This window comes from Candidatus Planktophila sp. (assembly GCF_036734405.1).
GTDB lineage: Bacteria > Actinomycetota > Actinomycetes > Nanopelagicales > Nanopelagicaceae > Planktophila.
Genome location: NZ_DAIMYR010000001.1, coordinates 390,175 through 416,554, shown reverse-complemented (window position 1 = coordinate 416,554; position 26,380 = coordinate 390,175). Strand labels below are relative to the sequence as shown.

Below are 26,380 nucleotides of genomic sequence, written 5' to 3'. Positions count from 1 at the left end.
TAGTAGCGGAGGCGGGATTTGAACCCACGACACAGCGATTATGAGCCGCTTGCTCTACCAAGCTGAGCTACCCCGCCAAGGGTTGTGCGTTTAAAAAGATCGGTGCTTCTTGGTGAAGAACCTCTTTCGAGCCCCCCACCGGAATCGAACCGGTGACCTTTTCCTTACCATGGAAACACTCTACCGACTGAGCTAGGGGGGCACCGATCGCTCGGTGTTTAGTCGAGTGCTGAGCCTACCTTCTAACTTCCACTTTGGAAAAATGGCCTATTTATAGCGCTGGATTTAGCGTGATCTTGCCGGATGTTTCGCGACTAAGCATCGCTTTGTGGGCTTTGCTGGCTTCGCTCAGTGGATACGTCGCACCGATAACTGGCTTGAGCTTTCCTTCAACAACTAGCGCGAAGAGTTTTTCGATTACATCGTTCATTAACTCTTTCTTTCCAAAACAATGTAACAACCAAAATCCAACAATTGTCTTGCTTCCGCCCATAAGTGTGGCAGGTTGAATCATTGTTGGGGCAACTCGTGATGCCATTCCGTAAGTAACCAAGCGACCAAAGGGTGCCAGGATTTCTAAACTGTCATCAAATGTTTTTCCGCCAACCATTTCAAGAATCAGGTTTACGCGCTTACCACCGTTAGCTGCACGAATTGCATCTCCTAAATTTTCATGTGTTGCTTCTACAACCGCATCCGCACCCAAAGATGTTGCAAGTGCACGCTTACTTTCTGATGAAGCAACGGCAATAACCTTTGCGCCCCACATCTTTGCCAACTGAATTGCAATTGTTCCTACGCCACCGGCAGCCGCATGAATAACGACTGTTTCACCAGGTTGTAAGTGGCCAACGGTTTTCAAGATATGCCAAGCAGTTGATCCTTGAATCAACATGCACAATGCTTGTTCATCAGAGACACCATCAGGAATTGGAATCATCGCTGCTGGATGTGCCACAGCTTTTTGCGCGTATCCCCCACCATCTGTGGGTGCTAAAACACGAATACCTTTTGAAGTTGTACCAACAACTTCGCCGCCTGGGATCATTGGGAGCTTTTGAGGAGAAAGGTAAGAGTTTTCGGTTTGGTGAGTATCGGCATAGTTGATTCCGATTGCAGAAACATTGATTAGTTCTAAACCTTCTGCAGGTTTTGGATCTTCTAGCTCTACGAGGTGCATGACATCTGGACCACCAAATTCGGTGATCTGAATTGCTTTCATTGCCTCCAACTTTCTTAAATTAGCCCTTTGTTGAGCCGAGTGTTAAGCCTGAAACAAACTGCTTACGCAGCAAGAAGAACACAATTAAAGTAGGCAAAGCCGCAATAGTGGCACCGGCGGCCAAGAGGTTGTAATCCGTTACGAATTCTCCCTGCAGTCGACCCAGGGCCGATGTAATCGGTCGTTTTGAATCCGAAGACATAAGCACAAGTGCCCAGAAGAAGTCGTTGTAAATCCAGGTCGTCATTAGTACACCTAGTGAAGCAAGTGCTGGACGTAGTAATGGCAGCATCACCTTTGTGTAGTGAGTAAACACGCTTGCGCCATCAACCATGGCTGATTCGCTAATCTCTTTTGGAACTGTTTTCATATAACTTGAAAGAACGAAGGTTGCAAAACCCATCTGGAATGCAACGTGAATCAAAACAACGCCCCATGGAGAGTCATACAAAATACGTGGCATTCCGATCGCTTTACCAAAAGTGATGTACATCTTGAATACTGGAATAAATACAAGCTGTGCTGGAAGCAGATTTCCCGCTGTAAATAGAAGAAGCAGCGAAACATTCCATCTGAATGAGTAGCGACTAACTACGAATGCAATAAGTGAGCCAAAGAAAAGTGTCAGAAACACCGCAGGAATTGTGATTAGCGCTGTATTCCAAAAATACAAAGGTAAATCCATGCGCGAAATTGCTTGGCTGTAATTATCAAGATTCAGTGTCTTAGGAATAGAAAACAGTCCATTAGCTCGCACATCTTTGTAAGGGCGCAATGAGGTCCAGATCGTCCATGCAATTGGAAAGATCCAGACAATTGCAAAGATGCCGATGAAGCCAGAGATAAAGCGATCTTTTACCTTCTGCTTGTTCTTGTACTTTTTAGCAGCCTTTTGTAGATCTAGGTCAATGGTCATTGGACATCACTCTTAAAGGTGGCGCGTAGGTAGGCAATAATCGGACCGATAGAGAAAACAAAGAGAATAACCGCATAGGCAGCACCCTTCATAGATGCGCCTTCTCCTGCGATATTTTGGAAAACCAAGGTACCCAGAATAGGGAACCCTGCTGATGACCCATAGATAATGTAAACAATGTCGAATGCACGCAGAGATTCGATGATTGTAATAACGATAACGATGATGTTTACAGGCTTCATAGATGGAAAAACAACCTTCTTGAAGGTCTGCCATTCAGTCGCTCCATCAAGGGATGCAGCTTCACGAAGGGCTAAATCGACTGATTTCAAGCCAGCTAAATACAAAAGCATGATGTAGCCAATATGCCGCCACGAAGCGATAGTTAAAATGACATAAATATTGATGTCGTAATTACCAAAGAATGAAATTGCATTATCAATATCGCGACCAAAGAGGCCATTAACAAAGCCATCTGGGCGAAGTAAGAAGTTCCAAATGATTCCGGTAACCGCTAATGAAAGTACTACAGGCAAGTAGTAAGCGGTTTCGTAAAACTTGTGACCACGAATCTGTCGATCGATTTGGTAGGCAAGCAAAATTCCTAGTGGTGTAGCGATACCCGCAAACCACAAAAGCCAAATGGTGTTGTTTTGTAAACCTTCCCAAAATGCAGGAGTGTCAAAGAAAATATTTTTATAGTTTGCAAGTCCAGCCCATTTGATTCGGCTGATTGAAATACCTGACCAATATGTAAATGAAAGAAGAATTGTTAAAACTGCTGGAATCCACACGAGCAGTAAGTGAAAGAAAAGCGGAATGCCAACAAATGCGGCGAGTGTTGTGCGATCTGCCTTGGAAAAGGCTCGACGGCGAGAGACTTTAGTGATGTCTTTCGCCGTCGAGCTCATACTTATAACCCTATCTCTAATTCAATCTTTATTGTTAATTAAAAAATTAACAACTAATTAAGCTAGAGGAGGTAGTGCATCCCACTGTGTCTGCAAAGTCTCTTGGATCTTTGCTACATCCTTTGGATTCTTGAACCATGACTGGATTGCTGGACCAACAACTGGACCTGCAAAGTCTGGACGAGTATCGCGATCAAGGAACTGAGTGATGTACTTGGCTTCTGCCATAACAGCAAGCTGTTCCTTCTGGAATGGATCGTATGAAGATGTGTCTTGACCCTTGTTCGCAGATGTCATCGGAATACTTGCTCCGTTTGCATCCTTGGCACCAAGAATTGCGTTTACACCTTCGATATCTCCAGCGTACTTCAAGAAGTCAACGCCACCTTCGTTGTTTGTACCGTTTGCAGCTACGCAGTAGCCATCAATTGGTGCATCGATTGTGTCGCGACCGTGCTCTGGATTGATTTCTGGGAAAGGAATGATTGAAAGATCTAGGTAGTCAGCTTCTGACTGCTCCTTGAAGTTTCCACCGAACCATGAACCCATAAGCATTGATCCAGCCTTCTTCTGTAGAAGAAGCTGCATAGCTCCATCCCACTCGAGGTCTAGAACGTTTGGATTCATGTAAGGAATCAATTGCTCCCAGTACTTAAATACTTCTGTGACCTTTGCATCTGTCCACTTTTCGCGGCCAGCAAGTAGGTCAACGTGGAACTGGTAACCGTTGATACGTGCGTTAAGAATGTCGAAAGTTCCCATTGCTTCCCAGCCGCCCTTATCTCCGGCAGCGAAACCAACAAGACCCTTCTTCTTCATGCCATCAAGCATCTTTAGGAATTCATCCCAGTTAGTTACGTTGTCAGCATTTAGACCAAGATCTTGGAACATTGACTTACGGAAGTGGAGACCCCATGGGTACCATGAACGTGGTACGAAGTATTGCTTTCCATCAAGACCTGTTGAAGCGATCTTGTAGCTTTCGTCATACTGATCGCCAATTGTGTCCCATACGCCAGTTAGATCTGCAAGCAGACCCTGCTCTGCGAAGAACTGCATGCGATATCCAGCCATCCACTCAAATGCATCATCAGGTGTTCCCTGTAGATACTGTGAGAGGTTGTTCTGGAATGCATTTGACTCAGTTGCGTTGTACTTAACTTCGTTGCCTGTCTTTGCTGTGTACGCAGCAAGCAGTGCTTCGTTTTGTGCTGTTGGACCTGCATCAACAGAGCGAGCTCCGTATGCAAGAGGTCCTGTTGCACCTGAACCGCAACCTGCAAGTAGTGATCCACCTGCTGCGATTCCTAAACCACCGACTGCAGCACCCTTAAGTACTGAGCGGCGGGAAATGCCATTATTTAGATCTGACATCATCGTCCTTTTCTGTTAATTGAGCCTTCGAAGGTCATTGGGTTTGAGGGGTCAAATCCCTTGGACACTGGGAAATCTACGCCTGGGTAGGCTCAATAGATAGGAAGTTCAGGTAACAAAAAGGTCACGTTTAAGCATAGATGTGCGCAAAAAGGGTTATAAGTCCCACCAAATCGTCGCCAATGGGCCTATCTCAGATGCTGGAAGGTTTAGCCGGATCTGCGGCAATTTCCTTACGAATCTCATCCATATCCAGAGCTGAAACCTGTGAAATTAGATCATCAAGAGCAGATCCTGGAAGCGCACCTGGTTGGCTAAACAACAAAATGCCATCTCTAAAAATCATTAACGTTGGAATAGATGTGATTGCTGCAGCTGCAGCAAGTGACTGCTCCGCTTCTGTATCAACCTTTGCAAAAGTCAGATCTGGATACTTTTCTGATGCCGCCTCGTAGACAGGTGCAAATGAGCGACAAGGTCCACACCATGCAGCCCAAAAATCAACTAGAACGATGCCTTTCTTAAGGATTAACTCCTCAAACTGTGCCTCGGTCACATTAATTGCTGCCATCTTTTTCTCCGATCGCTTTATTTGTACTTTGAAAAGGAAGTGAACATGAATACTCATTTTTTACATAGGTTGCAGTCAGCAATCCGGTAAGAATGGATGAAACAACAATCACGGTCACAGACCAACTTGTTACACCAATTTCTCTACCAAAGACCGGGTTTTGAACTACTGCTGTTGGAATTGCAATTACAAAGAAGGTAAGTAGGCCAACACTTATAGCAACTATCCATCTCTTGGCACTCCATGTAAGTAGTGAGGTAAAACAGTTAGGCACTTTTTCTCCCCAATAAGCCGAAAACTCTTTGCTGATACTCAAGTGCATTGGAATGGCGTGCCCTTAACAACTGGTCCTCGTAATTAGCTTTAACAACCATGTTCGCTCCTAAAACTACATAGGTAGCAACAGAGATGAGATTGAAATTATTAAGTAGCATTCCTAGCCCAAACATAAGGACCCCTAGGTACATTGGATGCCGAAACCGCTTGTATATACCGACAGTGATCAATGGAGCGCCTGGCTTTGGTATTGGCGAAACTCGTAAAGAGGGACGTAGGGCAATATAGGCAAAAGCAAAAATAGTTATTGCTCCAACATAAAGTGCTGCAGAAATCCAAGTAAAGATATCTGATTCAACAAGTATTGCCCCAGCTGGCTTTAGGAAAAGAACTCCTAGGAGGCCAAACTGGAGCGCAACGAGCGCTTTTGCTTTAATAGTTACTTCTTACCAAACATCTTGCTGAAGAAACTTGGCTCCTTTGGGTCATTGGCATGACCTTGGCAACGATCTTTCTTTGCAACGCCCTTAAGCGCTATTTCTACATGTTGTCCGCAACCTGACCAGGTTGGCTTTCCACATTTACGGCATGTTGTTCTGCTACACATCGTTCTCTCTTTTCTCTTATTTGCTCATTGCTGGAGAGTTGCTCCAGGTGAGGTATCCACCATCAAGATTTACTGCATTAAAACCTAGCTCTTTCAAGAGCATTGACCCTGTGTGACCTCGTAATCCAACTTGGCAATTCACCAATAGATTTTTGTTGGTCAATTCTGAATATCGAGCGCGAATTTCATCTACAGGAATATTGATTGCTCCTGGGATGATGCCGCGGCCACACTCTTCTACTGATCGAACATCCAGAAGTTCGTAACCATTTTCGCGATACTCATCGATCTCATGCCATTGAGCTACTTTGCTTAAACCTGAAACAACATTTTCCGCCACATAGCCGAGCATGTTTACTGGATCCTTTGCTGAACCAAATGGTGGCGCATATGCCAGTTCTAGATCAGCAAGTTCTGGAGCTGTAATTCCTCCGCGCATTGCAGTTGCAATTACATCAATACGCTTGTCAACGCCTTCGATTCCAACACCTTGTGCCCCAAGGATTTCACCTGTCTTTGGATCAAAGATTAATTTCAAAGTCATTTGCTTTGCATCTGGGTAGTAACCAGCATGTGAATTTGGATGAATATGAATTGCCTGATGAGGGCGTTCTGCAGCCTTCAATCGCTTTTCATTCCAACCGGTTGTAGCAATCATTAAATCAAATACTTTTACGATTGCTGTGCCAATTGTTTTGACAGGTCGAACTGTTAAGCCACTTATGTGATCAGAAACAACCCGACCATGTCTATTTGCCAAATTTGCAAGCGGAACTAATGTCGCGCTGCCATCAAGTGCATCGGTCTTTTCGGCAGCATCTCCCACGGCATATATATCTGGGTTACTAGTGCGATTGAACTCATCAACCTTGATTCCATTGCGCGTACCGATTTCAAGGCCGGCAGCCTTTGCTAATCCGATTTCGGGGCGAACTCCGATTGCCAAAATAACCATTTCTGCTGGTAACACCGCACCATTTGAAAGTTCAACTGAATCTGAATTGATCTTTACAACACTTGCACCAAGGTGAAGATCCACACCGTGCGTGCGCATCTCTTTGGCAACCAAGGTTGCTAGCTCTGGGTCCAGTGGCATTAATACTTGATGAGTTGCTTCAACCAATGCGGTAGGAATCTTGCGATGAATCAAATTTTCTGCGATTTCAACACCAATGAATCCACCACCGATTACAACAGCACTAGCTGGATTCTTTCCAACACTGGTTGCGATCTTTTCAACATCTTCAACGGTGCGAAGTGTCATTCCTCGTTCGATGCCAGGAATTGGTGGAACAACAGGTGATGCGCCTGGGCTCAAGATCAACTTGTCATAATCAAGTTCAGAGGTTTCCCCATTTACAAGATTCTTGATTGCAACAACCTTCTTGGCAGGGTTGATCGCTAGTACTTCGGTATTGACTCGAACGTCTAGGCGAAAGCGAGCATGAAGCGAAGCTGGAGTCTGTAAAAGTAAATCTTTTTCATTCTCAATTACGCCGCCCACGTAGTACGGCAAGCCACAGTTTGCATATGAAACATGGCCGCTTTTTTCAAGCACAATAATCTCTGCTTTTTCATTTAAGCGGCGCAGTCGAGTAGCTGCAGACATGCCGCCTGCAACACCTCCGATAACAACAATTCTCATTAGTTATTCACCAGTGGTAATCCGGCATTAGCCCAATCGATAACTCCACCGTTCATATTGAAGACATTGGTAAATCCGGCATCTTGCATGACTTTCACAGCTTGACCGGAACGGTTTCCACTGCGGCAATAGACCGCGTACGTTGCATTCTTATCTAGTGTTGCAATCTCATTTTCAAAGTTGCCGCTTTGGAAATCAATCAAACGCGCACCTTGGATATAGCCTTCTGCAAACTCGCCAGGTGTTCGCACATCCAAAGTAATAACACCAGCTTCTGCAACCTTGGCTGAAAACTCGGTGACACTTAGATCAATTGCGCTAGAGCTTGATGAACATCCAGCTAGTAGCAGCGCTGAAGCAATTAATGCGATGAATTTTTTCATTAGTTTCCCCTATGCCAGACTTAGAAATAGTTTTTGCAATTGTGCAGTTACAGCATCTGAGTTGTTCTTACCCTCGACGATACACTCTTTTAAACTTGCCGAAATCAAAGTAAAAGCTGCGGTATTGACAGCTTTTGAAACCGCTGACATTTGAGTCACAATCTCATCGCAGTTTCTGCCTTCTTCAAGCATGCGGGCTACAGCGCCAAGTTGGCCTTGAGCTCGCTTGATTCTTTTTGCAATTGCGATGATTTGTTCTTCATCTGAAAGAACATGCGTAATTTTTTTGGTAGCCATTATTAGCAGGAACAGCGATCTGCTTCAGCTACACCAGCTAATGCCTGCTCGATGTGCTCTCCGCACCCTGACCAAGTGGCTTTCTTGCAAACATGACATGTAACTCTTGAACACATGGTTTAACTCCTTAGTTGTTTTGACTAAGGAAAAAGTACCATACCCCCGGGGGTATCTGTCAAAGACCCGTGATCTTGACCGCGGCGAGGGCTACGCCTGCAACAAGCACCCAGGCCACCATTCCCATAGCCATTGGGCGCGGCCCTATGGCGCGAATTGCCTTCCAGCGGACCCCAGAACCCAGGGCAACTAGGCCAGCTCCAAGCATTAACTTGCTGAGCAAAACAATGTTGCCATGCAAGCCATCATTGATATCAACAAGATTATTTAGAACTGCAACTGCAATGAAGCCAAGTACGAAGAATGGAATAAGTGGAACCTTTGCAGATTCAACCTCTTGCTTGCCCTGCGAAGTTAACCAACGGCGATGGCGAATTGAAAGCATCAAAACAATGGGTGCAAGTAAACAAACCCGCGAAAGCTTGATTACGATCGCATATTTATCTGCATCATCTCCCCACACAGATGCTGTTGCCACCACTTGACCAACATCATGAACTGCAGCTCCAGCCCATGCTCCAAATTCGCGGGTATCTAATCCGATCACATGTCCAATGAGTGGAAGCATGAAAATAGATAACGTTCCGCACAGTGCGATCAAACCAATCGCATAGGAAGTTTCTTCTTCGGTCGCTCGTGTCTGAGGACGTATGGCAGCAACTGCCGTTGCGCCGCAGACTCCAAAGCCAACTCCAATAAGAAGCCCAAGTTCGCCAGACATTTTAAATAGTTTAGCTAAACCTAAAATCCCAAAGATAGTAAGGGTGACCACGATGACTACTGTGATCACGCCTTTCAAACCAATTTCTTTCAGTGATACAACGCTTACCTGGGCACCAAGTAGTGCAACACCAATTCGCATGATGGTCTTGCTTGATAACTTAGTTGCGGGGTTTGCAAATTCTGGCCATTTAGCAAGATTTGCAACAATAAATCCAAAAGCTACGCATAAAGCAAGTGGGCTAATTGCAGATTGAAACTGATTTATCTGAAATGCAACAGCAACAAGTGCGCCGATTAATGCAAAACCTGGCACATAAGTTTTAACCACTTAGAAACCTAACTGCCCAAATACTTGATCAGTGATTGTGATTTCATCATCAAGATTTAACTTCTCTGGGTTAACTCGGTTCGAGCCTGGCAAGCGCCCGCCTGCAGCACTTACTTCTGAGGCAAATTCAGTTGTTCGGCCAGTATTTCCATCAACTGACAGCTTGGCAGCATCTATGGCAATGATGAAGTGAGAAATCTGTTGCGGAAGCGCATCTTGACTAGCGGCAAACATATCTGGAATGTTTTTTGCAAGTGTCGGCCCAATTAGCATTCCGGTAAGAGATTCAACTAAGACTGCAACGGCATATCCCTTAACTCCACCAAGCGGAGCAAGCATTCCTGCCAGTGCTTCCTTTGCATCTGTTGTTGGTGCACCGTCTTTTGTAAATGCCCACCCTGGTTCAAGTTCTGCTCCTGCTTGTGCCTTTGCTTGAATCTTTCCACGTGCTACTGCGCTGGTTGCAAGATCAACAACAGTTGGAGGATTCGTCGGAATACCTGCCGCAATTGGCGAAGTCGAAAGCAATGCTTTGTTTCCACCCCAAGGAGGCATCACTGCAGGGCCCGTACTAAACGCAATTCCTACTAAGCCACGATTAATCATGGGCCACACATAAATACCTAACGCACCGCAGTGATTAGAACGTCCAACACCTACAGCTGCAACGCCATTAACTAAGGCACGCTCTGATGCAATCTCTGCAGCTTTTTGTAGCTGCCAATGTCCAAGACCATCATTGCCATCAAAGACAACAAGACTTGGTAAATCAGTAACAGTTTTTAGTTCTGCATTCGGATTGATTCCACCAGCATTTAAGCGAGAGAGATAAAAAGGGAGGCGCATCAAACCATGGCTTCCGATTCCCCAGCGATCACTTGCAACGATGCATCTTGCCGTTGTTGTTGCTTGCTCTGTGGGAACGCCTGCCGCTTGCAAAAGTTGCTGCGCTTTAGCTATCGCTGTTCCAATCGTTAGCTGTGGCATTTAATTATTACTTTCCTTTAATGCGCCAACTGCGTGTGTGGCAGGCTTTGAGTTCAAAACTAATTCAATGTTTGCGGTCAAAATTTGATTGATACGTAGTTGGCTTTCCTTTGTAATGCCAGCAACGTGTGGGGTTAGGATCAAATTTAGAATTGTTTCCATTTCACCTGTTGTCGGCGGCTCTTGCGCTCGAACATCAAGTGCTGCTCCGGCAATGGTTTTAGCCTTTAGCGCTGCAATTAGATCGGCCTCATTGATGACTTCTCCACGACCAACATTGACGATGATGGCATCCTTCTTCATCAAAGCAAGCGTTGCTGCATTAATGCTTCCATTTGTTTCAGGTGTTGATGGCATATGAATACTGACAACATCACTTCGCTTTAAGACATCTTCAAAAGTAGTTAGCTCAACTCCTGAAACATTCTTTGCATATGGGTCATAACCCAACACTGAACAGTTGAAACCTTGAATCAATTTAGCTGTTGCAACACCGGTTGCACCACAACCCAAGAGGCCCCACGTTAATCCAGATAGTTCGCGACCAGGAGTGCGCACCCAACCGCCATCACGCGTAGCAACATCATGGCCTGGAACATTGCGAAGGAGCGAAAGTGCAAGACCAAGAGTTAATTCACCAACGCTAACTGCGTTAGCTCCAAGTCCTGCAACAACTACAACACCTGCTGCATCTGCAGCCTTGATATCAATATTGTCTAAGCCAACACCTGCGCGCGCTATAACTTTCAGATTAGGCGCCGCTGCGATTACATCAGCAGTTACCTTTGTACGGTTGCGAACAACAAGTGCCCTTACATCCTTCAGTGCAGTTTTAAGCTCTTCAGGGTTATTCCATAAATCATCATTACGCGTAATGGGAAAACTCCCTTCCAGTGTTTGGAAGGGAGTTCCCCATACATCTTCAGAAATCAGAATCATTATGCAGAGATGTACAACTTTGTGAATGTGAATTCACGGTGACCCATGACTTCAGCCTTGCAGAGACGACCATTTACAGTGTCATAAATGACATCCATCATCATGTCACCAGCTTTGGTTAGGTCGTATTCGTAACGAAGCAAACCTGAAACATCTAGATCGATGTGCTCAGTCATTGACTTAGCAGTCTTGATGTTTGCCGTTAACTTCAGAACAGGAACGATTGGGTTACCAATAACGTTGCCTTGACCTGTTGGGAACAAGTGAATGACAGCTCCACCAGCTGCCATCAGAGTTACGCACTCTGCTGCTGCTGATGATGAATCCATGAAGTACAAGCCAGGCTTTGCAGGATCTGGCATTTGTGCAGGTGTTAAAACACCAACAACAGGGACGGAGCCAGTCTTTGCAATGTTTCCAAGTGCCTTTTCTTCGATAGTTGTTAAGCCACCAGCGATGTTTCCTTGTGTTGGCTGTGAGCCAAGTAGGTTCGCACCAGTTGCTTCAATAACCTTTATGTAGTTGTCATATGTCAGCTGGAACAAATCGCGAGTAGCTGCATCGATGCAACGCTCTGCAATCAGGTGTTCTCCGCCAGTTAGCTCTGAAGTTTCTCCAAAGAAAACAGTTCCACCAGCTTCAACCCAACGGTCAACTGCTTCAGAAGTTGTTGGGCAAGAGCCAAGACCAGATGTTGTATCTGATTCTCCACACTTGATCGACATAATCATGTCGCCCATTTCAGCTTCAGTGCGAACAAGACCTGATGCATCTTGTAAGAACATTGCTGCTACGCGGCTAGCTTCTTGAATAACTTGTAGATCGCCCTTACCTTCGATTGAAAATGCTGCAACTGGTTTTCCAGTCTTTGCAATTCCATCTGCAACACGTTGTGTCCACTTTGGTTCGATACCAATAACAACAACTGCTGCAACGTTAGCGTTAACGCCAGTTCCAATAAGTGTGTCGAAAGTTAGTTGTAGATCATCACCAAACTGCAGACGACCAAAAGCGTGAGGTAGTGCCATTGTGCCCGGAATAACTTTTGCGACCGCTTCTGCAGCTGCATTCGAAAGATCATCGAGAGGCAAGATAATTACGTGATTGCGGATACCCATAGTGCCGTTTTCGCGACGGTATCCAGTTAAGCGCGGCTTGCTTCCCATCGATAACTCCTCATGTTGTGTGTGTGAATGTAATCGCCCTTTTTAATGGCAGCTGATGCAAGTCCGACTTTGATGCCGTACTTAATAATTGCGTCGCCCTCAGCAAGATCTGTGAGTGCAAATTTATGACCTAGCGGAATCGCGTGATTAAGCACTGCAGTGCCCTCGGTTCCTTCTTTTACGGAACGGCCTTTAAGAGTTCCTGGTTGCAGATCTTCCATCGCAACAGCAACATTGTCGCCATCATGATGAAGCAGATACTGCGGCGGAGTTATTGCCATATCTACACATGCCTCTCTTCGCATATAAATGGGTAGTGGTCTGACCTCTTGCGGGAGTCTAGGACAGTTGAGCGTGTTTCGTCTACCCCCCTGCCCAAAATTCTCTCAGTGGTCTAACCTGTTGCCATGAAAACAGAGCTTCGGTACGGGATTATCGGTGCGGGCAGCATGGGCCGCGAGCATATTGAGAACATCAAAGTCATGGGTGGAGCGGCTGTAACTGCGATCAGCGATCCCCATAAGCCATCTCAAGATGCCGCCCTGGCCATGGCGCCTGGGGCCACCGTTTTCTCTGACCATCGCGCAATGCTGGATTCTGGATTAATCGATGCCGTTGTTATCGCTACTCCGAATGACACACATGCTGCAGTTTTGAAGGATGCGCTCGAAACAGATTTAGCTGTCTTTGTTGAAAAGCCGCTTGCAACAACCGTTGAAGATTTGAAATCAATTCTTGCCTGGGATGACAAGCGAAGTGCAATGACATGGATGGGTCTTGAGTACCGTTTCATGCCACCTGTTGCTGAAGCAATCGCTCGGGCAAAAGAAGGCGAAGCAGGAAAGATTCACCAAGTTTCTATTCGTGAACATCGCGAGCCTTTTTATCCAAAGGTTGATAACTGGAATCGTTTTGCAGAGCGCACGGGTGGAACTTTGGTTGAAAAGTGTTGCCACTATTTCAACTTAATGGACATCGTCGTTGGAGAAACTCCTGTTTGCGTTTTTGCATCAGGTGGTCAAAGCGTTAATCACTTAGATGAAAAGTACGATGGCAAGCAAGCAGATATGTTGGATAACGCTTTTGTAATTCTTGAATACGCAAACGGGGCCCGCGGAATGTTGGATCTGTGCATGTTTGGTGAAGGAACTTTTGATAAAGAGATTCTGACAATCGTTGGTGATGAAGGAAAGATCGAATCCTTCTTGCCTTCACAAGTTTTGCGCGCTTCTCGTCGCGAATCAATAGGCAAGCTTTCAGGATGGAAGACTGGTGCATCACGTACCCCTGGTAGTGAACAAAAGATTGTTCATAACTTCGATGTCAAGTACATGGGCCACCATTACGGTGCTTCGTACATCGAGCACACAAAATTTCGCGATGCAATCTTGAACTCAACTCCAGCAGAGGTTTCCCTAAAAGATGGCGTAACTAGCGTTGTAACTGGCCTTGCCGCTCACAAGAGCATCAATGAAGGCCGAGTAGTCGAAATCAAAGAGCTCTGGGGCTAATGCATAAAATCATCCTCGATACCGATATAGGTACCGATGTCGATGATGCACTGGCTTTGGCAGTTCTGTTGGGCTCAAAAGATGTTGATTTAATCGGAATAACGACTGTTTATGGTGATGCCAACCTACGTTCCACGATAGCGATGCATTTGTGTTCTTTACAGAATAGAACAATCCCAACATTTAATGGCGAGAATAATCCCATTTCTGGTCGTGAAGTTTGGATGTCGGGATCAGAAGGAGAGAACTTCAAGGACTTAGATTCATTTACGCCTCAACCTACGTCAGCGGTTGATTTTCTTGTAAACACAGTTGTTACCCAACCTGAAGCTACTGATGTAATTGCGATTGGACCACTGACAAATATTGCACGAGCAATTCAGAGTAATCAAGATTTTGAAAAGAAGGTCAAACGAGTTTGGATTATGGGGGGCGACTTCACTCAATCTAGAGTGGAACATAACTTTAAGTGTGATGTTGATGCGGCCAGAATAGTTCTAGAATCAAGTATTCCAATTTCGATCTTAGACTTACCTAGCTCTCAGAAAACCATCATTCGAATGGAGGAAATCGAGCAGATCAGAAATGCTCCCGTGTTCGGAGCACTTCTTTACTCAGAAATCATGAGTTGGATTGAGCCTAGAAATCAAGACTGGACGATTCCCCATGATCCCATCGCAGCTTTAGCTTTAATTTCACCCGAGTTTTTTGAAACTTCACCTGCCGGAAATGTAACAATCGATCCTGAAGGTATGAGTTTTTGGAACGAATCACCAACAGGAAATGTGGTGCTCTTAAATCCAGTTCAGCCAGAGTTGGCAATTCAGAGAATGATTGAACTAATTACCAACTAGTCCAAGGCTTTGCATGGGTGTCAACAATCTCTGCTAACTGTTCTAAGCGCGGAATAGAGATTTCACGCAGTGCTTTTGGAATATCTGGCGAACTGACAATGTCCGCCCACACCGCACGTCCTGCAAGGAAGCCACTGGCTCCACCCATTGCACAAGCCTTAACTGCTTCATTAAAGAATGGTTGCTTGACACCATTTGAAAGAACAACCCATGGTGAACCGATTGCCTCTGAAATTCTGTCAGCATTTTTGGTAACAAGATTCAAATCTCCTTCACCATGGAACGGAACCTCTGCTTTGTAAAGATCTGGCTTCCAGGCTGCGGCTTCACGTGCAGCGATAATCAACTCCTCCTCACGATTAAAACTGCGAGAAGAATCTGTTGGTGGCTTAACGATAATTTCGATAATTGATGGAAGACCAGATATTTCACATAGTTTGTTGAAATCTTCAACTAACTTCGCTCGCACATCTGGTGATTCATCATTGCGCCATAAGACTAGAAACTTAAGTCCAACGCTGCCGATATCGCGCATACGAATTGGATCAACATCTGGATCTATTGCCGTATCAGTTGCTGCGCCACCTGCAGGACCTACTAACAAATCTGCGGCAGCAATTAATCCACATCCACTGTTGAGCGCTTTCTGATCGATAATCGCATCGATGCCAAACTCTTGGTCTACTAATAGTGCTGATGCAAATGGTGAAAGCTCGCGTGCAACATCGACTTTAAATTGAGTTAGTTGTGAATCAGGAACTGGGGTGCTTTGATGTGGAGCAAACATTCCGCGTAGCGCTTCTCTTTGATCTACAGCAACCATTGCTAAAGCACCTGATGGTCTTGCCAAATTAGTTAGTAGTTTTCTCATCAGTGTGCCTCCAGGTAAGCGTTCAGTTCAGAAGTAGTTGGAATCTTTGATTGACCGTCTAGGCCGCGACATGAAAGTGCGGCTACAGCATTTGCTCTACGCATAGCTTCCTGTAAAGGATGTCCTTGAATCAGTTGAGCTACTAAAGCTCCATGAAAAACATCCCCAGCACCCAGCGTGCTTGTTACATCGACCTTGAAACCAGGTGCTGTAACAAGCCCAGTTTCAGGTGAAAAACCTGCGCTGCCAGCTGATCCTTGAGTAGCAACAACTGTGTTTCCAGCCTTCATAGAATCATTTTCTAGAGCAACAGCAAGATCAACACCTGGATAACGAAGTGCCATCTGGCGATCAGTTGGAACAAATAAGTCCACAACTATTGGATCAAAAGTTTCGACTCCGTATCCCGCATCAAATGAAATCTGTGGTCCCTTGCCTCGAGAAATCCCCGCTTCATCTAACCGCTTCACGCCGACATGATCCACATGCACCCACTGCGCAGATGCGATTAACTTTTTCGCTGCATCATTCATGGCTGCCTGTGTTACAGGTTGGCGAGTACTAATCGCACGTGCACTGTGTTCTTTTGAAGCAACTATGACGCTTCCTGCCGTAGGCGTTGTCCCAATTGAAATACCTGAGGTATCCACACCTTCTTGCGCAAAAATACGTAAAACTTCTTTGCCATCTGCATCATCGCCAATTGTTCCAACAATTGCACTCTTTATTCCTAAGCGACTTAGTGCAACGGCAGCAACTGCAGCGGGTCCACCGCCAGCACGAATAATTTCTTCTGCTAAAACTCGTTCATCTTCGCCAGGGTATTTATCTACAAGTGCGATTGTGTCGATAGTAATGACACCAACACATACGGCTTGAACAGAACTCAATTGTTATCTTTCTTCTTTGCATCTGCCAAAGCAGTCGCACGAGCACCAGTAATGTGTTGAAATGTTAACTTTGAGGCTCGCTCTCCATCGCCACTTTCAATTGCTGCCAAAATTTCATTGTGTTCACTGCGGGAAATATCTGATCGTCCAGGAAGGCGCAGAGTTGTTTCCATAGACATCTTCATTACATCTTGCAGCACGTTTAATGTTTGATTGATGAATCGGTTGCCTGCAATGCCAACAATTGTTAAGTGAAACTTTGCATCCAACGCTTGCAGCTGGTCAAAATCAACTGGCTTGATAGCGGTAATCGTATCTATCTGATTTAAAGTAGCGCGCAGAAGACGAATATCCTCTTTTGTTGCTTTTTCTGCCGCCCACCTAGAGGCTGGTACTTCAAGAACTTCGCGGGCATCAAAGAGCTCATTGAGTCCATGAGTCTTGGTCATAACTGAAGCGCGAAGCTCTTGAGCTACGACAGGTTCTTGCACAAAAGTTCCTTGACCATGCTTTATCTGTACTAATCCCTGTGCCTGCAAAATATGAAGCGCTTCCCGCAAACTCGGACGACTTACTTCGAGTAAATCTGCAAGTTGACGCTCTGGTGGCAACTTATCCCCTGGCATCAACTTCTGAAGTTCTATTAACTCCATCAACTGAGTTGCGATGCGAGCAGCCCTTTGTGGAGCTAACGGTGTAACTGCACTCATCATTAGCCCTTTACTGCGCCAGCAGTAATTCCAGCAATAAATGACTTCTGGAAGAACAAATACATAATAACCATCGGTATTGATGCCACAAAGATTGCCGTGAACAACATACTGAAGCTAGAGAAATACTCACCTCTATAGTCAATCAAAATCAATGGAAGTGTTTTCTTGCTTAGCTCGCTGATGAGCATCAGTGGATATAGCAAGTCGTTCCAACAAATAACAAACAGGAAGATTCCTGTTGCTCCCATGGCTGGTCGACAGAGTGGAAGTGCAACAGATCTAAAGATTCTCCAGTGTCCGGCTCCATCGATACTGGCTGCTTCGAACATTTCCTTTGACAGATCTTTAAAGAATGCGCTCAAAATAAATATTGAAATAGGCAGAGTTAAAGCGATATTTACCAGAACTAACCCAATGAGTGAATTGTTTAAGTGCAACTTCACAAAAAGTACATAGATTGGAATGATGTTTACTTGACCAGGGATTGCAAGTCCAAGGGTAAACAAGAAGAACAACACCTTGCCTGAAATAGTTACCGATCTTGCGATTGCATAGGCTGCCATGCTGGCCAAGATCAATGTGATGAATACTGAAGAAACTGACACGATAACGCTGTTCTTAAAGGGGATGAATAATCCTCCAGAATCAAAGAGCGTACGGAAATTATCTAAAGTCCAAGTCTTTGGCAGTGCCAAAGGTGTCGAATAAATCTCAGCATCAGTTTTAAATGATCCTAAAACAACGATAGAACATGGGATCAGAACGATGAAAGCGAAGGCTGTTAGTAAGAAATTCTTTGTGGATTTATAAACCATTATTTATCCCCATAATTCACTCGCAAAGTGCGCCTCTGAAGCCATGTAATAAGTAGAACCATAATTACAAGTAAAACTGATTGCGCTGATGCATATCCAAATTTGTAACTTGCAAAAGCGGTGTTGTAAATCAGGGTAACAAGAACATCGGAGGCGTTATTAGGACCACCTTGGGTCATTGCATACACCAGATCAAATGCTCTAAAACTTTGAATTGTCGTATAGGCAACAACGACGGCTGTGGTTGGAAGGGCCATTGGCCAAGTAATGCTCTTGAACTGTTGCCAGCGAGATGCACCATCAACTTCTGCCGCCTCATATAGCTCTGCAGGGATTTGTTGCAAACCAGCGACGTAAATTACAACCATTTGTCCGGTGTGAAACCACACTTGGGTTATAGCGATGGCATAAAGCGCATATCGCCCATCACCGAGCCAATTGACCCCGGGATCGTTCATGATTCCGATCCTCTTTGCGGTCGCGTTGATTAATCCATAGTTTGGGTTATATAAGAAAAGCCAAATTAGTCCGACCGATACAGAGGACAAAATAGTAGGGAAGAAATAAACAACTCGAAGGAAAATTGTTGTTTTTGTGTTCTTCAATAAGAATGTGGCGAACAAGAGTGAGAATGAAGTCTGTAGAACTACGACAACTAATGCAAAGCGAAAGTTGTTACCTAATACTTTAAGAAAAAGATCATCATTTGTTGCCAGATAAGTGAAATTTCTAGCACCAATAAATTCAGGCGGAAGAACACCATCCCAACGCTTTGTTGAATTCCAAAGATTTGAAACCGATGGGTATAGATACAAAAATGAGTAAATAGCGAAAGCTGGTAGAGCCATAAGAACCAAAACTTTGGAATCAAAGAATTTTGGCTTTTTCTTTTTCGGTAGGCCAGTTCCAGCCCTACCGCTAGGTGCGGTAGGGCTGGCCTGGTTATTAACTACTGTGCTAATTAGGCACCTAGTCCTTGCTTGATGATCTTAGAAGTGTCAGCCAGTGTCTTTGTGATATCGGCACCGCCAACAATTGCGATCAATGCATCTTCTAGCTTGTCACGTACTACACCTTGATTTAGGAACAAGAAGCGTGGAGCTAGAAGTAGCTTCTTACCCATGATGTCTGATGTATTCAATAGATCAACGTTTGCGGAGTAATCCACGTTGATCACTGATACGTGCTGAGAAGTTCCAACTGCGTATTCCTGTGCAATTGGTGCTGTAGCCAAGAATGAGATGAACGAGTTAGCAATCTTCTGATCTGTTGAATTCGCTTTAGCATTCACGCTCAAGATGAAGGTGTTGTTTGTAATTCCTTCATAGTAAGGCTTTGCATCAGTTGTGATGAGACCCATGATCTTCATCTTTCCGGCCATTGCTGGATTGAGCTTTGTAACTGAGCTCATACCGAATGTTCCAGTTGGATAAATAGCTGCCTTACCTGCTGCAAAATCTGCAGGTGCAACAGTGTCGGTGTAACCAGTTGCATTTGCAGGGAAGCATCCAGCGTCAGCCATTTGCTTGTACTGCTTTGCAATTCCAGTAAACCAATCACCTGTTAGATCAGCGCGACCCTTATCGATGTCAGTTGCGTTCTTCAAAACTGTTGCATATGGAGCAGAGTTCATCATGAAAGCATTGAGGATCTGACCTGCGTTACCGCGGGTTCCGCCTGGCCATGCAAATGGAATAAATCCAGCAGCCTTGGCAGTCTTACAGAATGCAAGTGTCTGGCTCCAAGTTGTTGGAACCTTCCAACCCTGCTTCTGGAATAGTTCTGCGTTGTAAATTGGGTTGTTGAATAGTGACTGATATGGAAGACCAAAGACCTTGCCATCAACAGTTCCTGGCTGTAACGCACTCTGGATGAAGTTTTGCTGTGCGTAACGCTGAGTAGAAAGATCCTTCAGCAGGCCAGCCTTGTAGAAGTTATCGAATTGTCCGCCACGCATTGTCACAAATACTGCAGCCTTTGGATTTGCGCTGATCTTTGTGAGTGCAAGGTTTCCATAGTCACCTGAAGTCATGATGACTTGGTTGACCTTTGTTCCTGGATAACGTGCTTCGTACTTGTCGATAATGCTCTGAAGAACAGCCTTATCTTCTCCGCGCCAGTGGTGGAACTCAATTGTTCCCTTTGGCGGAGTAAGTGCTGCAACTGGTGCTGCCTTTGATGAACCTAGGCGCACGCGCTGCCATGTTAACTTTCCAGCAGAGTTTTCGGCACAAATGAGTGAGGTTGTCTTTTGTCCTGTGCTTACGCCTTCTGTTGTACAACGCTTACCGAATGTTGGAACTTCGGCTGCGTTTACAACTGCAAGTGGAGTGATAACAAGTGCCGCAGCAACTGTTGCAACTACACCAGCACGGAGTGAAGCAAAGGCTTTGTGTCCTTTAGTTTTCATTTTTATCCTTGCTTTCGAGGGTTGGTTGTTGTTGTTTACCATTCTGTGAGGGGTATCCCTAACATCTTTGCCATTTGGCGAATACCTGGTCGCACATCGATCCATGAAATGACCAAGTGGTGCGGATATCCGCCAGTGACTATTCCATTCACTAACGCAGCGGCATCAGGTTGAGTGATCACCGTTGCTGTATTGCCTTGGAAGTGATTGGGAGCTGGGATCGATTCCCCTCGGCTCACAACCATTCGTAAACCCGTGCGATTGCTCGGATCTACATCCCGATCAATGCGGAACAGGGTTACTGGTCCGGTCTTGAGCGGAAAATTACCTGCAACGCCAAGTTTGCGATTGCAGTGGGTTGATTGCGTGGCATTTGTTGGATCAGCTGCAAGTTTTGTTGCTGCAGATCCGCAGTGCCACAAACGTACTAAACCTTGTGAAGCATCAAGATCAACAATGTCGACCAAATAATTTTCATCTGAACCAAGTGCTTCGCACATCATCATTGTTACTGCGCCCAGAACATCTCGCTCACAAGTAGTTACTGTGCCACGATCTGCAAGACGTCCAAGCGATGAACAAATGCAGGCTCCCATTTCAGTTGGGAACTCTGGCCAGCAACGAATTGCAATTGCATCTAGTAGCTCATCTTCACGCCATTTATCTAGCGCTACTTCGACTCCGTAAACCTTCTTTGCTTCATCAACATTTACTGATGCAAGCGAAGGCTGCGCAGCAAGTGCGCCTGCATATGCAAGTTCGCGGGTTTCTTCCTTAACTTCTGAAATTTTCCCAAAAGCATCATCGATAGTTATTTGGCGGATATCTAAACCAAATAAAGAACGAATTTGTTGTGCATCGTAAACACAAGGAGTAAAACCAATTGGTGCATCGCCAACCGCGCCTATCTTTTTACCCTTCATCCAATCAAATGCTTTTTGTGCATCGGCTTCTGATCCGAGTTCGCCAACAATATTTTCTGGAGTTGATGCAGCTGGAAGTTTTCCTGCGAGCGCATCCTTGATTGCAGTACGCACTTGCGGTTCATCTGCATTTCCATGAATATGGCGAATTGATTGTCCAACATTCATTAATGCATGCGCAGCAAGGTTCACTCCGCACATTGAATTCAGTTTCAAACGTTCGCCGACTTGACCAAGTTCACGCATTGACCAACCAAGTACAGGTCCTTTAACTTTTCCTAAAAGTTCAACCGCTGGAGAAGCATCGGAAAATGAGGCCATAAACAAAATATGTAGATCAGCTTCTGGAAGAGTTACTGCTGCAACATCATCAACTGTCATCACTAGATCAGCGGGGCCAACAACTGTTGCGCCAAGCTCGGTAAGCAATGCACGAGCAGAATCAAAGTTGGCTTGGGCGCAGACGAGGTCGAAGGTAGGGCGCGCTAATGCAACGAGAGCAACGGTGCTCATTAAACCTCCAGTGGTAAGACCTCTTGGCAGAGCGTGCCACTGGATAAGGCGCGAGTCAATGCTGAAAGGGCATTTTTACGCGTTGTTATAAGACTGTGATGGGTGATTATTTACTGAGAAGAAATGCTCTGGTCCGACCATTGACCTGAAATGTGGGCCAATCAGGGTCAACCGAGAGCATTTTTACGCCTGAATCGGTGGCGACAATGGTGTCTTCGGCCTTCCAACCCTTACCGGTTGGGTTCCAGGCAATGGGTTGGTTGTCGGCAATCAAGCGTGTGGAGCCTTGGTTGGCTGGCCAATCGCGAGGCAGAAAGCCTGTTGGACCGCCCTGGTGATGCTTTGTCCATTCATCGGCATCAAAGCCATTGGCAGGATATGCCGCAATAGCTGCATTGATTGGATCTGAAAATGGCGCACCTACAACAGTTGCATCTAGCAAAGCTGCTTCGACTTTATAGATTGCTGTGTAATCAGAAACCATCTGATCTGTTACTTCGCCGAAAGTAACAATGCGCGTAACTGATGCGATTAAACCTTTGCGCTTTGCACAAATTGAGGCTGCTACTCGATTGCCAACAACTGCATCAGTTGGCAATGGGTGCCTAAATGCGTGCACACGTTCTTGGCCTGCAACACCTAAGAAAGCGATTTCTAAATCTGCCTGCCATAAGGAATGAGTAATTAATCCTGCAACATCAATTTCGCGGTCTGAACTTTCTACCTGCTTCATTGCATTTCCTAAAGCAACTGCAGCATCGACACATATTTCTTTGAATCGAGCAAGATCTGAATCAATTAGAGATGCCCGAATCATTTCAACTTCGATACCCAAATCAATTCGGTCAGCACCTGGTTGATCACTTCCAACTTTTGGCCCTGTTGGAAGAAGTGGATCTCGGCCTTCAGTCCACTTAATTGTTTTTACCGTTACCTCGCTAGGTAATTCTTCGGCAATTAATCGAGGTGCTTCAACAACATTTGTAATTGCTGTCGCAGAATCCTGCGTGATGATTAAATCAAAGCAAGCCATATCGATGGTCGTTGGCACATGAGCACGACCTGCAATAGCCCAGGCAAGGTTTGGATTACGGCGCAGAACAAAGCTATCTAGTCCTTTTTCCGTCATCAGTTCGCGAAGTGGCTGAAGGCGTTGATTAAAGTCGCTCATAGTGGCAATTCTATTCCCCACTCCTTGCGAACAAGGTCAAAGGCCGGTGGGATAGAAGAATTCACTTGAACTGCAGAGGCTGCCCATCGGGTCGCCATCAATAAGCATTGTGAGGGATCTAATTCGTTTGCTAAGGCTGCCAAATAGCCAGAAATGAATGCATCCCCCGCGCCAGTTACATCGATTGCATCGACTTTCAAGGCTGACTGTTCAAGCTTCTGTTTCTTTGAATAGTATCGAGCACCATTGAGGCCATCGGTTAAAACAATCTCATCAAAACGATCTAAGTGATCTTCTGGATTCACGCCACTTGGAATGTCTGAGACCGAACCAATAGCCAAATGTGCATGGCTAACATTTGCATCCACTAATGCTGCTGCTCCAACCACTGTTAAACAACCTGATGTCCCTGCTCGCAGAAGGTCATTTAAAAATTCTTCTCTCCACAAAATAATGGCAACTACGTCGCCTTCTGAAAATGGCACATTGTCCATTCGTAATTCGCGCAAGTATGGCTTTGTCATCGAAATGATTGTGCGCTCAGCTTTGTCATCGATCAAAATAAGAGCGTTCGAGGTTGGTCCATCTATTTCTGTGATGATTGAATACTTAATCTCGCTCTTATCCAAGACTTTACGTAATTTCTTTCCATTGTCGTCATTACCCAGGTAGCCAACAAAGTTTGTTTCTACTCCGGTGGTACACAGCCCTAATGCAACATTGGCAGAAGTACCACCTGTTCTTTCTACAGTTCTAATTGAGTTCATAAAAGTTCCTGGTGTTGGGAACTTTTCAACATACACAACGGTGTCAATTGCTATCGGTCCTTGAACCCAAACTCTTTTACTCATGAATTTTTACCAACATTTCTGCACAAGCCATTAAATCTTCCTCAACTTCATCCCAAGCAACATCCTTAATCCACGGGATTGAATAGAAATCTGCTTTCTCCGGCCATCTAGCGGCAAACAGTGCCCCAGATAGAGCTGCGACAGTATCTGTGTCTCCACCTAATGAACACGCTAGTGCAAAAGCTTCAGCACAATTATTCGCCTTATTCACAACCCAAACAACTGCTTGCAAAGTCTCAAGTGGATCCAAAGAGATACCAGATGCTGGTGGAGTCCAATTTGCGTAATCAGGGAGATCTTCACCAGCAAATAAACCTGCTGCAATTTGTGCGCACTCAATCGCTTTTGGAGATTTATGAGTTACTTCCACTAGGGCCTTAATCCACTCATCGCGATTTTGATTCAAGTACAAACCGCAAAGTGCGGTTCGCATGATTGCGCCATTGGTCTCACCAATGACACCACGCTCTCCTGATTTAACCTCTAACCCAAGTGCAGTACGTGTTGTTGGACCAAGTCCACGCAGTCTAGGAACAGCCTTGTGCAACTGGATTAAGAAATTTTCGGCAGCTTCTTCTGGTGAAGATTTTTTTAGTGACTGAATTGTTAAGACAGAGAGCAAAGTGTCATCGCTTACCCCGCCTAGTGGCCATCCCTCTTTCGGTAACAATTTCTGAGGAATAACTTCTGGAGTATCTTCCATGAATTCGTAGAAAACTCCGAAGGCATCACCTGCTGCATAGGCCAATAGCGGCGTAGCAATCTTAGGAAATTCTCTCACTACAGGCGTCCGGCTTGATGTACCCGCTTTAGAAACTCTTGCGTCTTTGGATTCTGAGGGTTATGCAGTACCTGTTCGGCAGTTCCACGTTCGACAATATTGCCTGATTCAAGGAAGCAAACCTCATCCGCAACTTGAGTAGCAAATCCCATCTCGTGGGTTGCAAGAACCATTGTCATTCCATCGCTCTTTAAATCACGAACGGCACTTAGTACCTCATTAACCAAAACAGGGTCTAGCGCAGATGTGATTTCATCAAGCAGTAGTAAGCGAGGGCTTACCGCCAACGAACGGATAATTGCGACACGTTGCTGCTGTCCCCCACTAAGGCGATCGGGATATTGATCTGCTTTATCAGCTAGATCAAAGCGCTTCAGCAGATGCATCGCGTGGGTATTTGCTTCATCCTTACTCTTGCCATGAACTTTGATCGGCGACAAGGCGATGTTTTCTAAAACGGTTTTGTGCGGAAATAGATTAAATGATTGAAAAACCATTCCCAGTCGGCGGCGAACTTCATCTGCATTTATAAGAGGATCTGAAATTTCTTTTCCATCAAGAAAGATTTGTCCATCATCGATTGATTCCAGCAAGTTAATGCAACGAAGCAATGTTGATTTACCTGACCCTGATGCGCCAATCAAAACAGTTGCTGTGTGCTCTGGAACTGTCAGGGATAAATCCTTTAGAACAAGCTCGGCCCCAAAAGATTTACGAATATTTACTAGCTCTAGGACATTACTCATTAAATCGCACCTTCAGAGTTCTGAGCACTGGTGCGTTGTCTAATTACTCTATCTGTGTAACGAGTCAAAGGAATTGTTATAAGCAAGAACAAGATTGCTGCTACAACATATGGGGTGTAATTAAAGGTACGGCTGGCATTGATTTGGGCTGCTCGAACCGCATCTGTCACGCCTAAGATGGAAACAAGACCGGTGTCTTTTAACAGCGAGACAAAATCATTAAGAAGTGGTGGAACTACCCGGCGAATTGCTTGCGGCAAAACTACAAAGCGCATGGTCTGCCCTGAAGTCAAACCTAGCGAACGTGCAGCTGCGCGTTGACTTGGGTGGATAGATAAAATTCCACTTCGAATAACTTCGGCGACGTAGGCAGAGTAAGTAAGTACTACTGCAACTGTGCCCAAGAAGATTACGTTGCTTGAAATGCCGGTCAGACCAAGTGCCGGAACGCCAAAACCAACTAACAAAATGATCAAGATAAGTGGTGCACCACGGAAGATGTCCACGTAGGCGGTAGCTAAAAATCTAAATGGAGTAAGCGCTGGGGATTTCGTTGTGCGCATCAGCGCTAGACCTAAAGCAATAACTCCAATTGCTGCTCCCCCGATGAAGGTGAGTTGCAAGTTAATCCATAAACCCTTTATGACTGTTGGAAAAACCTCTTTGCCGTATTCAATATCAAAGAAAGTTGTTTTAACTGTTTCCCAACCTGGGCTTGTTACAAGAATTAAAAACAATGTGCCAAGTACAAAAATGGAAGAAGCCGCAGCAATACTTGCTTGCTTGCGGCTTATCGCGCGCCGAGACTTGCGGCGTTCTAATTCACGTGAGCTTGGCGACCACGCAGAGCTTTGCTTCTCTGACATGGT

At 45.2% G+C, this 26,380-nt stretch carries 31 protein-coding genes and 2 tRNA genes; 2 read left to right on the top strand and 31 right to left on the bottom strand.

Annotated features, from left to right (window positions below; translation table 11 throughout):
* Positions 1-3: 3 nt before the first annotated feature.
* The 19 genes from AC9UC2_RS02095 to AC9UC2_RS02005 all read right to left on the bottom strand — a co-directional run bounded on the left by AC9UC2_RS02095 (position 4) and on the right by AC9UC2_RS02005 (position 12,743).
* A tRNA-Met gene (locus AC9UC2_RS02095) sits at positions 4-77 on the bottom strand.
* Between the two features lie 52 nt (positions 78-129).
* A tRNA-Thr gene (locus tag AC9UC2_RS02090) sits at positions 130-202 on the bottom strand.
* Positions 203-271: 69 nt separating this feature from the next.
* Positions 272-1,222 carry a quinone oxidoreductase family protein gene (locus tag AC9UC2_RS02085; RefSeq protein WP_509524705.1) on the bottom strand — a complete coding sequence of 317 codons (951 nt, stop codon included), beginning with the start codon at positions 1,220-1,222 and terminating at the stop codon, positions 272-274.
* A gap of 19 nt (positions 1,223-1,241) precedes the next feature.
* On the bottom strand, positions 1,242-2,138 hold the full coding sequence (locus tag AC9UC2_RS02080) for a carbohydrate ABC transporter permease (RefSeq protein ID WP_509524702.1): 897 nt from the start codon (positions 2,136-2,138) through the stop codon (positions 1,242-1,244).
* Entirely contained in the window at positions 2,135-3,049 is a 915-nt protein-coding gene (locus AC9UC2_RS02075; RefSeq protein WP_509524699.1) for a carbohydrate ABC transporter permease, read from the bottom strand. The genes AC9UC2_RS02080 and AC9UC2_RS02075 overlap by 4 nt, the downstream gene beginning before the upstream one ends.
* 57 nt (positions 3,050-3,106) lie before the next feature.
* Positions 3,107-4,423 (bottom strand): ABC transporter substrate-binding protein, encoded by a 1,317-nt coding sequence (locus AC9UC2_RS02070; RefSeq protein WP_509524697.1) that lies wholly within the window; start codon positions 4,421-4,423, stop codon positions 3,107-3,109.
* A gap of 193 nt (positions 4,424-4,616) precedes the next feature.
* Entirely contained in the window at positions 4,617-4,994 is a 378-nt protein-coding gene (gene trxA, locus AC9UC2_RS02065) for a thioredoxin (protein ID WP_509524694.1), read from the bottom strand.
* Positions 4,981-5,316, bottom strand: a complete 336-nt coding sequence (locus AC9UC2_RS02060; protein ID WP_509524692.1) for a hypothetical protein — start codon at positions 5,314-5,316, stop codon at positions 4,981-4,983. Before AC9UC2_RS02060 ends, trxA begins: the two co-directional genes overlap by 14 nt.
* Positions 5,261-5,521: a methyltransferase family protein gene (locus AC9UC2_RS02055; protein WP_509524731.1), complete on the bottom strand. Its 261-nt coding sequence runs from the start codon at positions 5,519-5,521 to the stop codon at positions 5,261-5,263. Before AC9UC2_RS02055 ends, AC9UC2_RS02060 begins: the two co-directional genes overlap by 56 nt.
* A 188-nt stretch (positions 5,522-5,709) precedes the next feature.
* On the bottom strand, positions 5,710-5,877 hold the full coding sequence (locus AC9UC2_RS02050) for a DUF8730 family Cys-rich protein (protein ID WP_509524690.1): 168 nt from the start codon (positions 5,875-5,877) through the stop codon (positions 5,710-5,712).
* A 16-nt stretch (positions 5,878-5,893) separates the two neighbouring features.
* Complete coding sequence (locus tag AC9UC2_RS02045) at positions 5,894-7,522, bottom strand: FAD-dependent oxidoreductase (RefSeq protein WP_509524687.1); 1,629 nt, start codon at positions 7,520-7,522, stop codon at positions 5,894-5,896.
* Entirely contained in the window at positions 7,522-7,905 is a 384-nt protein-coding gene (locus tag AC9UC2_RS02040; protein WP_509524684.1) for a rhodanese-like domain-containing protein, read from the bottom strand. The genes AC9UC2_RS02045 and AC9UC2_RS02040 overlap by 1 nt, the downstream gene beginning before the upstream one ends.
* Before the next feature lie 9 nt (positions 7,906-7,914).
* On the bottom strand, positions 7,915-8,202 hold the full coding sequence (locus tag AC9UC2_RS02035) for a metal-sensitive transcriptional regulator (RefSeq protein WP_509524682.1): 288 nt from the start codon (positions 8,200-8,202) through the stop codon (positions 7,915-7,917).
* 2 nt (positions 8,203-8,204) lie between these two features.
* Positions 8,205-8,318, bottom strand: a complete 114-nt coding sequence (locus tag AC9UC2_RS02030; RefSeq protein ID WP_509524679.1) for a DUF8730 family Cys-rich protein — start codon at positions 8,316-8,318, stop codon at positions 8,205-8,207.
* Between the two features lie 59 nt (positions 8,319-8,377).
* Positions 8,378-9,370: a YeiH family protein gene (locus AC9UC2_RS02025; protein WP_509524676.1), complete on the bottom strand. Its 993-nt coding sequence runs from the start codon at positions 9,368-9,370 to the stop codon at positions 8,378-8,380.
* A complete protein-coding gene (locus AC9UC2_RS02020) occupies positions 9,371-10,357 on the bottom strand; it encodes an Ldh family oxidoreductase (RefSeq protein ID WP_509524674.1) in 987 nt (328 codons plus the stop codon).
* On the bottom strand, positions 10,358-11,296 hold the full coding sequence (locus AC9UC2_RS02015; RefSeq protein WP_509524671.1) for an NAD(P)-dependent oxidoreductase: 939 nt from the start codon (positions 11,294-11,296) through the stop codon (positions 10,358-10,360).
* A complete protein-coding gene (locus tag AC9UC2_RS02010) occupies positions 11,296-12,462 on the bottom strand; it encodes a UxaA family hydrolase (protein WP_509524669.1) in 1,167 nt (388 codons plus the stop codon). Before AC9UC2_RS02010 ends, AC9UC2_RS02015 begins: the two co-directional genes overlap by 1 nt.
* The gene (locus AC9UC2_RS02005; RefSeq protein WP_509524666.1) at positions 12,441-12,743 is read right to left on the bottom strand and encodes a UxaA family hydrolase; all 303 of its coding nucleotides are present in this window, start codon (positions 12,741-12,743) and stop codon (positions 12,441-12,443) included. Before AC9UC2_RS02005 ends, AC9UC2_RS02010 begins: the two co-directional genes overlap by 22 nt.
* 126 nt (positions 12,744-12,869) lie before the next feature.
* Here AC9UC2_RS02005 and AC9UC2_RS02000 point away from each other — a divergent pair, with 126 nt between their 5' ends.
* Complete coding sequence (locus AC9UC2_RS02000) at positions 12,870-13,973, top strand: Gfo/Idh/MocA family protein (RefSeq protein ID WP_509524664.1); 1,104 nt, start codon at positions 12,870-12,872, stop codon at positions 13,971-13,973.
* Complete coding sequence (locus AC9UC2_RS01995) at positions 13,973-14,827, top strand: nucleoside hydrolase (RefSeq protein ID WP_509524662.1); 855 nt, start codon at positions 13,973-13,975, stop codon at positions 14,825-14,827. The genes AC9UC2_RS02000 and AC9UC2_RS01995 overlap by 1 nt, the downstream gene beginning before the upstream one ends.
* Here AC9UC2_RS01995 and AC9UC2_RS01990 read toward each other — a convergent pair.
* The 12 genes from AC9UC2_RS01990 to AC9UC2_RS01935 all read right to left on the bottom strand — a co-directional run bounded on the left by AC9UC2_RS01990 (position 14,817) and on the right by AC9UC2_RS01935 (position 26,377).
* Positions 14,817-15,698 carry a hypothetical protein gene (locus tag AC9UC2_RS01990; protein ID WP_509524660.1) on the bottom strand — a complete coding sequence of 294 codons (882 nt, stop codon included), beginning with the start codon at positions 15,696-15,698 and terminating at the stop codon, positions 14,817-14,819. The genes AC9UC2_RS01995 and AC9UC2_RS01990 overlap by 11 nt on opposite strands.
* On the bottom strand, positions 15,698-16,588 hold the full coding sequence (locus AC9UC2_RS01985; RefSeq protein WP_509524658.1) for a carbohydrate kinase family protein: 891 nt from the start codon (positions 16,586-16,588) through the stop codon (positions 15,698-15,700). Before AC9UC2_RS01985 ends, AC9UC2_RS01990 begins: the two co-directional genes overlap by 1 nt.
* On the bottom strand, positions 16,585-17,298 hold the full coding sequence (locus AC9UC2_RS01980; protein ID WP_509524656.1) for a FadR/GntR family transcriptional regulator: 714 nt from the start codon (positions 17,296-17,298) through the stop codon (positions 16,585-16,587). The genes AC9UC2_RS01985 and AC9UC2_RS01980 overlap by 4 nt, the downstream gene beginning before the upstream one ends.
* Positions 17,299-17,300: 2 nt before the next feature.
* Positions 17,301-18,116, bottom strand: coding sequence for a carbohydrate ABC transporter permease (locus AC9UC2_RS01975; protein WP_509524653.1), 816 nt, complete (start codon positions 18,114-18,116; stop codon positions 17,301-17,303).
* Positions 18,116-18,964 (bottom strand): carbohydrate ABC transporter permease, encoded by an 849-nt coding sequence (locus AC9UC2_RS01970; protein WP_509524651.1) that lies wholly within the window; start codon positions 18,962-18,964, stop codon positions 18,116-18,118. The genes AC9UC2_RS01975 and AC9UC2_RS01970 overlap by 1 nt, the downstream gene beginning before the upstream one ends.
* Before the next feature lie 113 nt (positions 18,965-19,077).
* Positions 19,078-20,526, bottom strand: coding sequence for an ABC transporter substrate-binding protein (locus AC9UC2_RS01965; RefSeq protein ID WP_509524648.1), 1,449 nt, complete (start codon positions 20,524-20,526; stop codon positions 19,078-19,080).
* A 35-nt stretch (positions 20,527-20,561) separates the two neighbouring features.
* Positions 20,562-21,962 carry a hypothetical protein gene (locus AC9UC2_RS01960; protein WP_509524645.1) on the bottom strand — a complete coding sequence of 467 codons (1,401 nt, stop codon included), beginning with the start codon at positions 21,960-21,962 and terminating at the stop codon, positions 20,562-20,564.
* 106 nt (positions 21,963-22,068) lie between these two features.
* On the bottom strand, positions 22,069-23,133 hold the full coding sequence (locus AC9UC2_RS01955; RefSeq protein WP_509524642.1) for a M24 family metallopeptidase: 1,065 nt from the start codon (positions 23,131-23,133) through the stop codon (positions 22,069-22,071).
* Positions 23,130-23,984 (bottom strand): carbohydrate kinase family protein, encoded by an 855-nt coding sequence (locus tag AC9UC2_RS01950; protein ID WP_509524639.1) that lies wholly within the window; start codon positions 23,982-23,984, stop codon positions 23,130-23,132. Before AC9UC2_RS01950 ends, AC9UC2_RS01955 begins: the two co-directional genes overlap by 4 nt.
* Positions 23,977-24,765 carry an ADP-ribosylglycohydrolase family protein gene (locus AC9UC2_RS01945; protein ID WP_509524636.1) on the bottom strand — a complete coding sequence of 263 codons (789 nt, stop codon included), beginning with the start codon at positions 24,763-24,765 and terminating at the stop codon, positions 23,977-23,979. Before AC9UC2_RS01945 ends, AC9UC2_RS01950 begins: the two co-directional genes overlap by 8 nt.
* Positions 24,765-25,511, bottom strand: coding sequence for an amino acid ABC transporter ATP-binding protein (locus AC9UC2_RS01940; RefSeq protein ID WP_509524634.1), 747 nt, complete (start codon positions 25,509-25,511; stop codon positions 24,765-24,767). The genes AC9UC2_RS01945 and AC9UC2_RS01940 overlap by 1 nt, the downstream gene beginning before the upstream one ends.
* Positions 25,511-26,377 (bottom strand): amino acid ABC transporter permease, encoded by an 867-nt coding sequence (locus AC9UC2_RS01935; protein ID WP_509524632.1) that lies wholly within the window; start codon positions 26,375-26,377, stop codon positions 25,511-25,513. The genes AC9UC2_RS01940 and AC9UC2_RS01935 overlap by 1 nt, the downstream gene beginning before the upstream one ends.
* Positions 26,378-26,380: the final 3 nt, after the last annotated feature.

What these genes read in the sequence shown, in the direction of transcription:
- AC9UC2_RS02020 (WP_509524674.1), bottom strand. Translation starts at nt 10,357, where the DNA reads ATGCCACAGCTAACGATTGGAACAGCGATAGCTAAAGCGCAGCAACTT.
- AC9UC2_RS02070 (WP_509524697.1), bottom strand. Translation starts at nt 4,423, where the DNA reads ATGTCAGATCTAAATAATGGCATTTCCCGCCGCTCAGTACTTAAGGGT.
- AC9UC2_RS01965 (WP_509524648.1), bottom strand. Translation starts at nt 20,526, where the DNA reads ATGAAAACTAAAGGACACAAAGCCTTTGCTTCACTCCGTGCTGGTGTA.
- AC9UC2_RS01950 (WP_509524639.1), bottom strand. Translation starts at nt 23,984, where the DNA reads ATGAGTAAAAGAGTTTGGGTTCAAGGACCGATAGCAATTGACACCGTT.
- AC9UC2_RS01940 (WP_509524634.1), bottom strand. Translation starts at nt 25,511, where the DNA reads ATGAGTAATGTCCTAGAGCTAGTAAATATTCGTAAATCTTTTGGGGCC.
- AC9UC2_RS02030 (WP_509524679.1), bottom strand. Translation starts at nt 8,318, where the DNA reads ATGTGTTCAAGAGTTACATGTCATGTTTGCAAGAAAGCCACTTGGTCA.
- trxA (WP_509524694.1), bottom strand. Translation starts at nt 4,994, where the DNA reads ATGGCAGCAATTAATGTGACCGAGGCACAGTTTGAGGAGTTAATCCTT.
- AC9UC2_RS02005 (WP_509524666.1), bottom strand. Translation starts at nt 12,743, where the DNA reads ATGGCAATAACTCCGCCGCAGTATCTGCTTCATCATGATGGCGACAAT.
- AC9UC2_RS02015 (WP_509524671.1), bottom strand. Translation starts at nt 11,296, where the DNA reads ATGATTCTGATTTCTGAAGATGTATGGGGAACTCCCTTCCAAACACTG.
- AC9UC2_RS01990 (WP_509524660.1), bottom strand. Translation starts at nt 15,698, where the DNA reads ATGAGAAAACTACTAACTAATTTGGCAAGACCATCAGGTGCTTTAGCA.
- AC9UC2_RS02050 (WP_509524690.1), bottom strand. Translation starts at nt 5,877, where the DNA reads ATGTGTAGCAGAACAACATGCCGTAAATGTGGAAAGCCAACCTGGTCA.
- AC9UC2_RS02060 (WP_509524692.1), bottom strand. Translation starts at nt 5,316, where the DNA reads ATGCACTTGAGTATCAGCAAAGAGTTTTCGGCTTATTGGGGAGAAAAA.
- AC9UC2_RS01935 (WP_509524632.1), bottom strand. Translation starts at nt 26,377, where the DNA reads ATGTCAGAGAAGCAAAGCTCTGCGTGGTCGCCAAGCTCACGTGAATTA.
- AC9UC2_RS02080 (WP_509524702.1), bottom strand. Translation starts at nt 2,138, where the DNA reads ATGACCATTGACCTAGATCTACAAAAGGCTGCTAAAAAGTACAAGAAC.
- AC9UC2_RS01995 (WP_509524662.1), top strand. Translation starts at nt 13,973, where the DNA reads ATGCATAAAATCATCCTCGATACCGATATAGGTACCGATGTCGATGAT.
- AC9UC2_RS02000 (WP_509524664.1), top strand. Translation starts at nt 12,870, where the DNA reads ATGAAAACAGAGCTTCGGTACGGGATTATCGGTGCGGGCAGCATGGGC.
- AC9UC2_RS02040 (WP_509524684.1), bottom strand. Translation starts at nt 7,905, where the DNA reads ATGAAAAAATTCATCGCATTAATTGCTTCAGCGCTGCTACTAGCTGGA.
- AC9UC2_RS01975 (WP_509524653.1), bottom strand. Translation starts at nt 18,116, where the DNA reads ATGGTTTATAAATCCACAAAGAATTTCTTACTAACAGCCTTCGCTTTC.
- AC9UC2_RS02010 (WP_509524669.1), bottom strand. Translation starts at nt 12,462, where the DNA reads ATGGGAAGCAAGCCGCGCTTAACTGGATACCGTCGCGAAAACGGCACT.
- AC9UC2_RS01955 (WP_509524642.1), bottom strand. Translation starts at nt 23,133, where the DNA reads ATGAGCGACTTTAATCAACGCCTTCAGCCACTTCGCGAACTGATGACG.
- AC9UC2_RS02035 (WP_509524682.1), bottom strand. Translation starts at nt 8,202, where the DNA reads ATGGCTACCAAAAAAATTACGCATGTTCTTTCAGATGAAGAACAAATC.
- AC9UC2_RS02045 (WP_509524687.1), bottom strand. Translation starts at nt 7,522, where the DNA reads ATGAGAATTGTTGTTATCGGAGGTGTTGCAGGCGGCATGTCTGCAGCT.
- AC9UC2_RS01980 (WP_509524656.1), bottom strand. Translation starts at nt 17,298, where the DNA reads ATGAGTGCAGTTACACCGTTAGCTCCACAAAGGGCTGCTCGCATCGCA.
- AC9UC2_RS02075 (WP_509524699.1), bottom strand. Translation starts at nt 3,049, where the DNA reads ATGAGCTCGACGGCGAAAGACATCACTAAAGTCTCTCGCCGTCGAGCC.
- AC9UC2_RS02085 (WP_509524705.1), bottom strand. Translation starts at nt 1,222, where the DNA reads ATGAAAGCAATTCAGATCACCGAATTTGGTGGTCCAGATGTCATGCAC.
- AC9UC2_RS01970 (WP_509524651.1), bottom strand. Translation starts at nt 18,964, where the DNA reads ATGGCTCTACCAGCTTTCGCTATTTACTCATTTTTGTATCTATACCCA.
- AC9UC2_RS01960 (WP_509524645.1), bottom strand. Translation starts at nt 21,962, where the DNA reads ATGAGCACCGTTGCTCTCGTTGCATTAGCGCGCCCTACCTTCGACCTC.